Below are 13306 nucleotides of genomic sequence, written 5' to 3' on the forward strand. Positions count from 1 at the left end.
AATTATGAGCGATTTTTTATTAGGTCAAAACAGTGTCTATCCACTTGAGCATGCAACAGATAATCGCTTCACCGACCATGCCAACCTCTTTACGCTAAAGACCGACAACGTCGGTCTAAGTATGAGCCGTAACGACAGCTCGGAGCTTTGGCAACCAAGTTTTGATGAGAAAAGCCAAACGCATTTATTTGTTTTAGGTCGCCCTGTATTGGCTAAAAAAGACTTAGCATTCGCGCAGACTTTAAACCTAAGCGGCGGTTTAGTCGGCCGATTTCTGCTTCATCATTGGCTCAATCAGCCTCAGTCATTCAGTCAGGTGCTCAATGGTTATTTTGCGGTCATAATTATTTGTGCTCAGAAGGTCACCTTATTCACAGATAAACTTGGTATTTATAATGTTTACCAAGCCAAAAATCAGCCCAAATTGATGCTAAGCTCTCATCCAGATAATTTAGCAAGCTGGCTGCATCAAGAATGCACGACACCTAGTTTAAATCACCTAGCCGTAGCTGAAGTTCTTGCGACAGGCAGTAGCTTTGATCAAGCCTGTTTTTATAATGAAATAACAGTATTAAAACCTGCTAGTCACTATACCTTTGAACTCAATGCAGCTGGATTTACAGAACAGCAAACAAGCTATTGGTCAGAAATTCAAGTTGAATCCAATATGAGTCAACTTGAATGGTCAAAAAAGATTGCCTGCGCAATTTCAACTGCCATGCAAAAACGCACTCATAGCTTCATAAAATCGTCAGCATTATTGCTAAGTGGTGGCGCGGATTCTCGCTCAATTTTATTTAGTCATCCACAACCATCAAAACTCACGACCATAACCTTTTGTGACTCACTTAATTTAGAAGCAAAAACGGCGCAAAAACTGGCTCAAATCGCAAGTTCAGATCACCACACTTATTTTAGAGAGTTCGATCACTACGCTTTAGGCTTTGATGAAAGCATTAGGGTTAGTGGCGGAATGTGGTCAATCAAAGATGCACATTATCATCAATTTGGTAACAAACTTATTGATACCAAATGGGACAGCTTACTGACTGGTTGTTATACCGATTATTTATTAAAGGGCCTTGCCTTTAATAAACAAGCAAAGAAATGTTTGGGCCGCCCACTGCCGCTCTATCAAGCAAGTCAAACACAAGCGAGCTTTTATCAACCTCATTTCCAGTTAGGAGATGAGTGGCAATCTAAAGTAAGACATAGCATTAATCGCTATTTTGACTTTGAGCAGTGCACAGTTCAACAACTGGAAGATAAACGCATTCGCCCACTCTATCGCGAAGCAGATGCTATGGGCCGATTGTATTTAATGCGCTGTACACCGTGGGATCCACTATTTTGCGATAATGAAATAATTGATATTTATCGCACTATGCCCAAAGCACATAAGCTCAATTACCGTACATTTGCTGATGCAGTTCAAATGCTGCTGCCAAAAGCCGCGCAAAAAGTACCAAATAATAACCATGGCGGGCGTTTAAATGCATCCGAAACTATGATCAAGCTACACTTTTTTAGCCGCAGAGTTAAGTTTAAGTTAATTAGACACTTCAAAGAGCTCTTTAAACATTCTAAATCTATTTCAACCCATAACTCTTGGCCTGATTTTGCAACTTATTTGCAACATAGTCAGCTATTTCAAGACAGATGGTACGCAATATCAGAGCCCTCTCGCAATGTAATAAACCATATTATGGGCCAAGATCTATGGCAAAAACCATTTTGTGACTGGAATGAAGACAATCATGATTTATTATTACGTGCTATTACAATCGGGCTTTGGTTAGATCAACGCGCTAAGCAGATTAAAATTAACCAAATAGCTTAGCTTTGAGGATCCGGATTAAAAATAACGGATTTCCTAGCACATAACGACGCCAGGTCTTTTTTGGTTCGACAAATAAACGATATAACCACTCAAGGCCGTTATCCGTCATCCACTTTGGACCACGAGAAATATTGCCGGTATATACGCGATGAAACGCACCTGTGGCTATTTTGACCGGTGCAGTTAATTTATGCGCATTTGCAGCTATCCATTTCTCTTGAATAGGCATACTCATGCCAACCAAAACTATTTTGGCACCACTTTGATTGATGAGGTCCACAACAGCATCATTTTCATGATTATCACGATTAAAAAAACCATGGTGATGACCAACAAAAGGACATTCAGGATGTCGCTTTTTTAATTGCTCTGCAAACGCAATACCTTGTTCAGTTTCATCACCGAGTAAAAAAAGAGGCCAATGGTGCAATGTTGCTAAGCTAAATAGTTCATCAAGCCAATCCATCGGTGTCATTCGCTGACCCACCTCTAATCCAAGTATTTTAGCGCCTAGTTTTACACCTGCGCCATCAACAAAAATTAAATCGCCACTGTTAAGTACTTCCCTGTAAGCCAAATCGGTAAAACTCAAATTAACTGCGTGCACATTGAGGTTATAGACATTAAGAGGCTCATTGCTGCTTACTTGCTGTTTTATCACTTCAAAAAGCTCAACTTTATTAATTACATGATAATTAAGGCCAAGTAACTTAGCCGAACGAAATGGAGTTAATAACATAAAGCCCTCAAGAAAATAATGATCTAAAAATAGCAGCAAACATACGGGTGTTTTTATCTAAATCAAAATGCTGCTGAATGTGAAAAATAGCATGCTGCTGCATGGTTAAAGTCGAAGAAGGATCTAAAGCGGCTTTTTCGATTGCGTCACTTAATGCTTGTACGTCATTAACAGGTACTAATATTCCAGCTTTGCCAGCATCTAATAGTTCAGGGATCCCAGCAATATCCGGCGCAATCACTAACACCCCATTTTGCATCGCTTCCATCAATACCAGCGGCATCCCTTCAGTAATACTCGACAGTACAAATACATCTGCGTTTGCATAAGAGGCCAATACCTCATGGTGAAACTTTGCACCAACAAGTTGCACATGCTCAGCTAAAGAATATTGCTCAATAAGCTGCGTAAGCGCTTGACGCTCAGGACCCTCGCCAATGATTGTACAATTAAATTTAATATTGTTTTTTTGCAGCAAACTACATGCTTCAATGAGTAAATGCTGGGCTTTATGTATCGATAAGCGCCCTACAGATAAAATCTCTAACGGCTGCTGTAATTGATTCGTCTGTGGTGAGACAGATAATTTTGCCGGCACACCTAAAGGAATGACTTGGCAACAGTTTAGATCTACCGCAGGAAAATACTTGTTAAGATAATCAAGATTAAACTGGGAAATTGATACGATTTTATCTGCATTTTGCATCTTCAGCGCTAAATCGGGCACTTTATCAAAAGTAAGATCAGCACCATGTAAAGTAATCGAATAGGGAGTATCACTTATGTACTTGAGCCAAAATGCAATTGCAGTTGCACCATAGGTAAAATGGCTATGAACCCAAGTTAGTTCAGGATAACGGCGTTTTAATAATAAGGCGCCCGTTAAATGGGCAATTGAAGTTTTGAGCTTTTCTTCTAATAAAAATGCTCTTAAAAGTGCTTTAAAATAAACAACAGGCGAAGAAATTAAAAATAACCAATGCGATAATAACAACTCACCCCATCGCGCCTCACATAAATAGCTCACCTCATTTTGCATCGCTTTCATGTGAGGGTGTACTTCATTATCTGAAGGTTTATGACTTGAGATAATCTCAAACTCTAAACCTTCAGATTTAAGCCTCTGATACTGATCGAAAATAAAAGTTTCACTTAAAATCGGAAATATAGAGTTTAAAAAAAGCAGTTTTTTTTTGAGTGTTCCGATTGCATTTAAGAAGCTCCCTTGCCTTTTAAAACCGCAGGGATGGTTTTTAGTAATATTTTGATATCTAACCAATGATCCCAATTGTCAATGTAATCGCAATCAAGTTTCATCCATTCATTAAATGATAAGTTATTACGGCCATCAACCTGCCAGCTTCCTGTGATCCCCGGCAATACACTTAATCGTCTTAAATGCCTAAAATCAGTGAAACGGTCATAATCTGCTTTTGGTAAAGGACGCGGTCCAACCAAACTCATATCCCCTTTAAGGACATTAATTAATTGCGGTAGTTCATCGATACTTGATTTGCGTAAAAAACGGCCTAACGCCGTGATCCGCGGATCATTTTTCATTTTAAACGCCGCGCCATCAAGTTCATTGCTAGTTTCTCTAAGCTTATCTTGCATGGCATCTGCACCGGCAATCATGGTTCTAAATTTGATCAGTTTAAAAATGCGACCATTATAACCATAACGTTCTTGCACAAAAAACGCACCACCGCGTGATTGCAAGTTAATTAAAATAATACACACTAAAAATAACGGACTTAATACTATTAAACCAAGTACAGCCGCAGTTAAATCAATAATACGTTTAAAAATAAATGCACCACCAATATGGTAACCAGATTGTACAGTAAGCTCTGGTGCTGCTTTATCAGTAGATGAAAAACTAATATTATCGAGATTAATTTTTGTCATTTCAGTATTTTTAAATAATGTACTGACCACTGAAGCCATAGGAAAGCGTAACATTATACCTTGGGAATGAGCCCGGTATATCACACTATCTAAATCTGGATTTCTGGCGGAGGTATCAGTAAAAATAACAAGATCATCAATAATGTTGTATTTCAAAATTTCGTCAAAATCTTTAAAAGTGCCAATCACTTTATCGTTATGATTTGAACCTAATGCATCTGCAGACAAATGGCCAATGATATGGCTTTCTTGATTTTTAAGTTTATTTGCATACGCAAATGCGTACTCACAGTCACCTAAAAATAAAATATGGCGGCGATTTGAATCACCTAGGTGGAAGCGTTTAATCGAGAACCAGACTATGTGTCTAAATAATAATGTTAATACAACCGTAGCAGGAAATAATACCAGTATAACCAACCAACCGGTGAAGATAGAAATATTCAGTAAATTACCCGTAGCGAGTACAAGAATATTAATAATCAGTTGTGCTTTAATAATCGAAAAAGCATCTGTTATTAAGGTATGAGGTAAATACTTAGGCTGATAAAGCGAGAGTTGCTCAAAGAAAAAACTATATAAGCCAAACAAAATAGAAACAATAATAAAATTGACCATCGAAACACGCATAGTCAAAAAATCATAGATATTATTCGATTCAATTAACGTACTGTTAAAACCGACTAAAATAAATAGTGATACTATAAATGCTAGTAAATCACTAAATTTAAAAACCTTATAGATTAAATTATTGGAGCGAGTCACATCTACCACCTTAATACTCGAACTAACATCTAACTAATTGATAAAACTCGGGAAAATAAAAAACCTAACCTGAGTTTAATTAATTAAAAATTTTCTCAAAATCCTTAAAGCTCAAATTAACAATTGCATCCTGCGCTTGGTCAAATGATGCATAAGGCCCTATAAACACTCTTGAAACATAGCGATAATCCCATTTTTCACTTTGAAAAACGGTTTTAAACCCCAGTTGATTCAAGTAATCAGCGCTTTGTTTTGCCGCACTCTGTTTGGTAAAAGAACCATAATAGACATATACACTTCCGGTCTTAGTCCGAGTTAATAAACCAATCTCAGATAAAATAGGTAACTGAAGATCATGCTGGCTATTAACTTCATTTAAGTTATTTATATGAGGGTTAACCTGCCTGACAATATCTTCAATTGTCGCATTCCACGCGCCGTATTGATTTTTTATAACTTGGCTAAGTGCAACACCTTCATCGACTCGAATCGCATTTAAACCCTGCATATTAGGATGGAAAGGAAAATAAATATCATGCTCTGAATCCCATGATGACTCAGATACAGCTGCTGTATTTGTGGTTGAAATTTTACTTTTATCAACCGCAGCCAAAGGCATACTAAGACGATGATCATTCATCGCTGCTGGATTTGAAGGGGCAACCTTTTCAAAACTACGGTCAAAATTCGACTGTACACTAGTTGGAGATTTAATCTGATACCGACTGTTAGAATTATCAACTGGCATCGAAGGTCTCATATCAGCATTTGCCTCTTCAGAATCATATCGCAGTGGCGTTTGGCTATAAGATGATGATGGCAACTTTTGCTGCATATTACGTTGTGAACTTGAATTGCTATTTGCTTGATTTGATAACGAAATCGTTAAATAAACTAAGTAAATCAATAACAAAACCACCAAAACACCTGCAAGTTTAATGAGCATGGCTTTATCAAATGAGATACGTGATGGTTGATTTATTTTTTTACTTGGTAAAGGAATGGCAACTAATGGTTCAGGCTCATTTTGAACAGCTTCAGTTAAAACCGCGTCATTTACCTGCTCTACCGATGTTTGTGCTGGCGGTACACTACTTAAAAAGGGTAGATCGGCTTTAGCTAGAGTGACAATTTTATCATCAATAGTGTCACATTTTTTCAGATAACCATGAAATAAACTCGCATCACAAACCTGATTAATTAAGCGAGGACTCCCTGACGAAATGGTATAAATTAAATCAACCGCAGCGTGCGTAAATACTTTTCGTGTAACACCTGCTGTTTTTAAACGATAATCGATGTAATTTTCTGTAAGGGCACGATTTAAGTAACCCAACGCTTTACTAATAGCCACCCGCTGTAACAAAGCACGATTTGGACCACTGTTTAGCTTTGTCAGTAATTCTGGTTGGCCAACTAATACAAATTGCACCATTTTTTTACTTAGATGTTCTAAATTAGATAATAACCTTACTTTCTCAAGGGCATCATCATTGAGCATCTGAGCTTCGTCAATTAAAATAACAAAGCGAAAATCATCACTGCGACCGGTTAATAATTTGTTTTTAATTTCAGCAACAAGTTGATTTGCGCCCATATCAGCGGCATTTTCAATCATTAAACAACTAGCAATAAAATAGAAAAACTCATCAGACCCCAATTTAGGGTTCGTTATTTCGATAATTTTGTTATTTTTATCATCTGTGAGTAAGTCTTTAAGTACTTTTAATGCTTGCGTTTTTCCGGCGCCAATCTCACCTGTTAATAGCAACACCCCTTTGGCTTGTTTAATGCCATACATTAAAGAGGCTAAGACTTCCCGATGACTATCACTCGGGAAAAAGAATTTTGCATTTAATGTATTTTCAAAAGGCTCACTTTTAAAATTATAAAAGTCGTTATACATTGATTACTTCACCCCAAGTCAAAATTACGTAATAACAAATATTAAATTCACTAATTTGTTTATCTTACGCTATTTTTTTTTGTTGTTCAGCTCTTTGTAATACTTTGTTATGAATATTATTGCACTTACAACAATTATTTTTTTAGAACTATGTTGTCCAGAGTGATTTGATTACCATTTTGCGCAGGATTGTTTGAGCGTATAAAAATCCACTCCAACAAGAACGGCGCTTCATAACCATCAAACGTATAAGTGGCTGTTGTTTTAAATTCGCTATCATTTTCAGCTTTATCACTATAAAAAGCGGCTTTGGTATACGCCTTATTGATAAAAAAGCCAAATTCATCTCCTGCACCTTTATTAAGCTTATATTGGAACTGAATACTTTTGGCTTCTCGAACCGTCATTCGAAGCACGCTCGCTTTCCCCTCAGCTAACTCTTTTTTAGAATGGACCTGATATTGCCCCTGCGTTGCTGTATAGGTATTTTCACTAACAACCCAATCACCTGTCATAGAAGCGGCAAGTTGGCCATCTTCGAAATCTATTAGTTTTTCATCTGATGGATTATAGGCTGACATATCAATCGCAGTGCCCTGTTCATTAATTACAATATACTGATCAAAAATGGCCCCATCATTTGCTAAATCAATGACTCGAATAACACAGCTACCTGGTAACTTAGTTTCTGAGTTAATTTTTAATTTGGCCTCAGTAACATTAAATAAGGTATCTGCAAATGTCGTTGAATCTTTGGCGGCCAATTTGCAATCAGCGCCAGCAAGTTCTTCGACAATACGCCAATTAAATAAACTCGGTGCACTGGCTGAGCTTAGCGCCAAGATATTTATTTCTTCTTTATCAACTAATTTATATTTGGATAATACCAGCTCGGTATGAGAGCTATTTACTGCCAGTTCAAAGCTCACGTTTTGCGCAGGCGAAGTCCCTGCAACATAGTTATTCTTATCAATAATTTTAATTACATCACTTTGTGCATCATCCATTTTCAAAGCAGCAATCGTATTATCTGTTGGGTTTTTTACCAAAAAGGAGTGATTAGTCCAAACATAATCAGGTTGTTTGGCCGTCCAATTGGTAGTCGCTTTTATCAATTTCTCTGTTTGTGGCGATACATTAAAATAAGCCTTGGTTGAAGAACCTTTAGCAGACACTCCAGATAGTTTTATTTCAGCGGGTGTCGTTTTTGTAAATTTGCTTGCATCATATTGACCAAAAATATACGGCACATTTTCACTACCATCGAGCAAGCTAACTTTTAACTCCCAAGTTCCTTGGCGTTTAGGTGTTACGTATTCAAGCTGATAAATTGAACTGAGTTGATCACTGATAAGCTGATTTTGTGTATCAACAGCCAAAGTAATAAGTGAAAAATCCCCTTTAGTAGTAATTACTTGACCATTAGAAGCGATTTTACTCAGCTCAGTCGGTATTGCAGCACCGGCTTCAAGCTCAGCGGTAAAAATCACCACCACGTCTTTATTACCTCGCGCTGCAATAACATCGCTAAGTGAAGAAGTACCGGACTCATGGGCGCCATCGGTAATTAACACTAAAAAGCCCTGTACAATCCCTTCAGAACTTGACTCATTATTCCACTGCGACAATCCCTTTATTGTCCCGCCGTATAAATCGGTGGAATTATTATCAACCCGAGATTGACGATTCAAAAGGGCGAGCTCATTAAGTTTTTGAGCTATGATGGTTAAATTATTTGTCGCACCAAACCAGACATCAGCCGTTTGGTCAAAAATGACCAAAGAAACCGTCTGACCTGCTAACAATTTAGATTCTAATTGGCCACCGCTCGCTTGAACATAAATCATATTACGGATGCTTTCGATCAATAAGCTAAAATCGCTATCACTGATACTCGCGCTTATGTCTAGAGCAAAAACTAGAGGTTGGACCAAACCCGCATCTTCAATCGGAATTATCTGAGCAAAAGATTCACTACGCTTACCAACATCAACTCCATTTTCTTCCACTAAAAATTTCGTTTTCCAACTATCACTTCCAGAAGCAGCTAAACCAGTGATAGGCTTGCCTTGACCATCAAGTACTTTAAAAGTAGATACAATTTTTGACGGCAATTTTCCAAAAGCTTGAATTGGCTCAATTGAATTAGTTTCAATTTCATCAATATAAATACTCAGCGTAGTTTCTAAATTAAATACTGTAGCGCTAATATCAACCGGCCCCACAGTTAAGGGATTAAGTAAACCATCTTGAGTCACTGTTGCTCTGGAGTCATCACTGGTTTGCCAAACAATTCCATCAACTATTTTTTCAGAGCTGTTATCGGTAAATGCGGCGAGTAAAGACAACTGAACAAAATCCCCCATGGCAAAATAGCTTTGTTGTGTTGAGGTAATCGCAATACTTTTAATACCAGGTTTTACTGTTATTTTTTGTGAAGCTGAGAAATCTTGATAGATTGCATTAATTTCTACCTCGCCTTCAGCTTTAAAAACCAAATTCCCTAATGCATCTATTGTGGCGATAGTTTGGTTGCTACTTCCCCATGTGATCCCTGTCGCAATTTCGCTAAAACTGCTGTCTTTGTAAAAAACAAAAATGCTGAATTTAACGCCACTTTGTCCAATTAAATAAGCATTTGCAGTGGTTTTTATCCCTATCGAGACGATTTCTTCCGCGGGTAAAAGATCCGATAAAATAGTAAAACTATAACTTGCAGAGACACCTTTATAAGTTGTAGAGATAATTACGGTACCAGGTGCAACTGCTTGTAATTGTCCACTGTTGCTGATTTTTGCAATACTCTCATCTGAACTAGCCCATGTTGCTTTTGCCGTAAGATCTTCAGTTAGACCACCGGCAAAGGTGCCAATCAAACTTAATTGAATCGCTGCAGAGCTTTGATAAATCGGATTGGTATAAGGGACTATTGAAATTTTCTCAGGGGTTGGAACCGCTGAATCTTCCGCTGGAGGGCTGCCACATGCAGTTAAAAGCAGTAAAATAAAGGCACTAAAAAATACTTTTAAAACAGGCATATGACACCAAAGACTTTTAATCATTTACAATTTATTAAGACATTTTACCTAGTTTAAGCTCAAAAAAAAGTAGTTTTGTGGCTTTAACAAAAATAGCAGTCCCCAAAAACACGTTGCTGACTCGCAATCGAGTTATTTTTACAATAGAATCAAGGTCGGTATTTTAGATTAAAGTATGAATTAATAATGGGGCAACGTTCAAATTGGGTTGATTATTGTAAAGCTATTGGCATTTTCTTAGTCGTTTTTGGCCATGTTTTAAGTGGTTTAGTAAATGCTGGCTTTGAAATGAATCAAACTTATTTCACCCTCATTTATAGTGTTATTTATACCTTTCATATGCCGTTATTCTTTTTTCTTTCTGGATTATTTTTTTACTCTTCGCTACAAAAATATCATGTCGGTGGCCTAATAAATCAAAAAATAGATACCCTTTTTTATATTTATATTTTTTGGTCGCTATTTCAAGGCTCGATAGAAGTTGTGCTAAGCCAATTCACCACCAACGGTATTACCTTTAGAGAAGTATTCCAGCTTTTTACTGAACCAAGAATGCAGTTTTGGTTTCTCTATGCCCTCATTTATATTTTTATAATCTCATTGGCGGCTTATAAATTTATGAGTGTGAAATACACACCTATTTTATTTATATTCACGGCGGCTCTTTATGTGTTTGCGGCCCAATTACCTCAAGGTTTTAACTTATATTTGGTTTATCAGAATTTAGTGTTTTTTGTTGCAGGGATTTATTTTAATCAGCTCAATAAAGAACCTGCGTCTAATAACACGCTATTATTGTTAAGTGCGATTGCTTTCTTAATGGTGCAATATTTTTTCCATCAAGATCATGTTTTTAGCGATAGAGGATTATTTTCACTGTTAACCGCTTTAACCAGTATCTATTTTGTTATACAACTAGCTTGCTTAATTAATAAGCACCCACTTCAGTGGCTATTAACTATTGGCACTTATTCTTTGAGTATTTATCTCATTCACATTTTAGTTGGCAGTGGAATACGAATTCTTTTAGCGAAGGTTTTACATCTCGAAAATTTCGCCATCCACCTTTTACTCGGAGTCGCTTTTGGCATAGCCATTCCACTGCTATTTCAAAAAATAGTGAATGACTATCGCATCAACTTTATTTTCAGTGCGCCCATCAGCCGTTTGTGGCGCACTAAATATCACCTTTAGTATGTGATTGAGCATGCCATAACTTGGCATATTGACCATTTAGGGCTAACAACTGCTGGTGATTACCGCGCTCTGCTAATTCTCCATTAGCCAGCAAAATAATTTCATCGGCATCAACAACTGTTGATAAACGATGGGCAATCACTAAGGTTGTATGACCTTTTGATACCGATTTAAGCGTATTCATTATTTGCGCTTCATTGTGGCTGTCGAGTGATGAGGTTGCCTCATCAAAAATAAAAATTGCGCTATTTTTTAGCAATGTACGGGCAATCGCGACCCGCTGTTTTTCTCCACCCGATAGTTTTAAGCCTCGTTCACCCACCTCGGTCTGAACACCTTTAGGTAGGGCTGCAACAAAATCACCTAGCTGGGCGTCATTTATTGCTTGTATTACTTGCTCATCGGTTGCTTCTAAGTCACCGTATCGTACATTTTCTAAAATACTGTTGTTAAACAGCACTGTATCTTGCGGGACTATGCCAATTTGTTTACGCAATGAATCTATTGTTAGTGTGCTTATATTTTGGCCATCGATTTGAATACTGCCACTTTCTATGTCATAAAAACGATAGAGCAATTTTGTTAGGGTAGATTTACCTGCGCCACTGGGGCCAACAATTGCTACTTTTTTACCACCTGCAATACTGAAACTAAGATTTTTAATAATCTCTCGCCCTTTGCCGTAAGAAAAACAAACATTGTCAAATCGCACCGCGCCTTGCCTTAATACTAAGGATTGAGGATCGGATTGCTCTTTAATCGCTGTTGGCTGAGCAAGTAAATCAAACATATTCTCAATATTGGTGAGCGAGCCTTTTATTTCGCGATAAACAAAACCTAAAAAATTGAGTGGCATAAATATTTGCATCATAAACGCATTCACTAATACAAAATCACCAATAGTCATTTTACCTTGCTCAACATCCAGTGCTGCAAGGACTAACATTGCGGTCATCGCCAGTGCAATGATAAGCGCCTGGCCTGCATTTAAGTTAAATAACGATAAACGATTACTACGACGGGCATTTTCCCAATCAGCCAAAGCTTTATCGTAGCTGCGCTCTTCGTGCGGTTCGTTATTAAAATATTTAACAGTTTCAAAGTTCAACAAACTATCAAGCGCACGAGAGTTCGATTGATTATCCGCAAGGTTAGCTTCACGAATGTACTTTAGGCGCCAATTAGTAACCTTTATGGTAAAAAACACATATGCCACCACCGCAAGCGCAATAATGCACGCATACTTAAGGCCGTAATTAACCGATAAAATACCAATTACAAAGGCAAGTTCAATAATGGTTGGGCCAATATTGAAGACAAAAAAGCGCATCACAAAACTAATGCCCGATACACCACGCTCAATATCGCGAGCCAGTCCACCAGTTTTACGTGACAAGTGAAAATCTAAATCTAATTGATGTAAATGAGAGAAAACCTGTAAACCAATGCGACGCATCGCGCGCTCAGTGACTCGACCAAACAACATATCACGCAACTCGCCAAACAATACATTGGCAAATCGCACTAATCCGTAAGCTACAACCAAGCCCAAAGGGGCAGCAAGTAAGGCACTGTGCGGTTGACCATTTAGCGCATCAACTGCATATTTTAGAATAAAGGGCAATGCAACACTGGCTAATTTTGCAAAAACCAAACACAAAAAGGCTAAAATAATCCGATGCTTAAACTCTAATAAATAGGGCCAAACTTTTTTAAAAACCGCTAAGTTAAAACTATCATTTTCATTGGGCGTGCTAAAACCGTGGCGCATTCAGTAACCTATTAATGTTAGAGTTATAATTAAATATTAAACAACCAATCCACAATCTGAAATTCAGATGATAATTTACATACGCTGATTTATCGTTAACCTGTGAAGAGTTCATTTACTTGAGGCAGATAAATGCCTTTTA

The 13306-nt window shown here is 37.5% G+C and carries 8 protein-coding genes; 2 read left to right on the forward strand and 6 right to left on the reverse strand.

What is annotated here, in order from left to right; genetic code table 11:
* The first annotated feature begins 4 nt into the window (after nucleotides 1–4).
* Nucleotides 5–1840, forward strand: coding sequence for an asparagine synthase-related protein (locus tag PTUN_RS12770; protein WP_009837336.1), 1836 nt, complete (start codon nucleotides 5–7; stop codon nucleotides 1838–1840).
* Here PTUN_RS12770 and PTUN_RS12775 read toward each other — a convergent pair.
* The 5 genes from PTUN_RS12775 to PTUN_RS12795 form a co-directional block, all read right to left on the reverse strand.
* Nucleotides 1824–2579 (reverse strand): WecB/TagA/CpsF family glycosyltransferase, encoded by a 756-nt coding sequence (locus PTUN_RS12775; protein WP_050760014.1) that lies wholly within the window; start codon nucleotides 2577–2579, stop codon nucleotides 1824–1826. The two genes, PTUN_RS12770 and PTUN_RS12775, sit on opposite strands and share 17 nt — an antisense overlap.
* A gap of 7 nt (nucleotides 2580–2586) precedes the next feature.
* Nucleotides 2587–3627, reverse strand: a complete 1041-nt coding sequence (locus PTUN_RS12780) for a glycosyltransferase family 4 protein (protein ID WP_157579374.1) — start codon at nucleotides 3625–3627, stop codon at nucleotides 2587–2589.
* Nucleotides 3628–3791: 164 nt separating this feature from the next.
* Nucleotides 3792–5252, reverse strand: coding sequence for a sugar transferase (locus PTUN_RS12785; RefSeq protein ID WP_050760015.1), 1461 nt, complete (start codon nucleotides 5250–5252; stop codon nucleotides 3792–3794).
* A gap of 79 nt (nucleotides 5253–5331) precedes the next feature.
* Complete coding sequence (locus tag PTUN_RS12790) at nucleotides 5332–7158, reverse strand: AAA family ATPase (protein ID WP_009837340.1); 1827 nt, start codon at nucleotides 7156–7158, stop codon at nucleotides 5332–5334.
* Nucleotides 7159–7292: 134 nt separating this feature from the next.
* A complete protein-coding gene (locus tag PTUN_RS12795; RefSeq protein ID WP_009837341.1) occupies nucleotides 7293–10196 on the reverse strand; it encodes an Ig-like domain-containing protein in 2904 nt (967 codons plus the stop codon).
* 186 nt (nucleotides 10197–10382) lie between these two features.
* Between PTUN_RS12795 and PTUN_RS12800 the strand changes: the two genes are divergently transcribed.
* Entirely contained in the window at nucleotides 10383–11390 is a 1008-nt protein-coding gene (locus PTUN_RS12800; protein ID WP_009837342.1) for an acyltransferase family protein, read from the forward strand.
* Here the strand turns inward: PTUN_RS12800 and PTUN_RS12805 are convergent.
* A complete protein-coding gene (locus PTUN_RS12805) occupies nucleotides 11374–13164 on the reverse strand; it encodes an ABCB family ABC transporter ATP-binding protein/permease (protein ID WP_009837343.1) in 1791 nt (596 codons plus the stop codon). The two genes, PTUN_RS12800 and PTUN_RS12805, sit on opposite strands and share 17 nt — an antisense overlap.
* Nucleotides 13165–13306: the final 142 nt, after the last annotated feature.

Origin of the sequence: Pseudoalteromonas tunicata (assembly GCF_002310815.1) — a bacterium.
Classification (GTDB): Bacteria; Pseudomonadota; Gammaproteobacteria; order Enterobacterales; family Alteromonadaceae; genus Pseudoalteromonas; species Pseudoalteromonas tunicata.

Bases quoted from the DNA above. Each gene is read 5' to 3' on its own strand.
- PTUN_RS12770 (WP_009837336.1), top strand. From the start codon at position 5: ATGAGCGATTTTTTATTAGGTCAAAACAGTGTCTATCCACTTGAGCAT.
- PTUN_RS12775 (WP_050760014.1), bottom strand. From the start codon at position 2,579: ATGTTATTAACTCCATTTCGTTCGGCTAAGTTACTTGGCCTTAATTAT.
- PTUN_RS12780 (WP_157579374.1), bottom strand. From the start codon at position 3,627: ATGAAAGCGATGCAAAATGAGGTGAGCTATTTATGTGAGGCGCGATGG.
- PTUN_RS12790 (WP_009837340.1), bottom strand. From the start codon at position 7,158: ATGTATAACGACTTTTATAATTTTAAAAGTGAGCCTTTTGAAAATACA.
- PTUN_RS12795 (WP_009837341.1), bottom strand. From the start codon at position 10,196: ATGCCTGTTTTAAAAGTATTTTTTAGTGCCTTTATTTTACTGCTTTTA.
- PTUN_RS12800 (WP_009837342.1), top strand. From the start codon at position 10,383: ATGGGGCAACGTTCAAATTGGGTTGATTATTGTAAAGCTATTGGCATT.
- PTUN_RS12805 (WP_009837343.1), bottom strand. From the start codon at position 13,164: ATGCGCCACGGTTTTAGCACGCCCAATGAAAATGATAGTTTTAACTTA.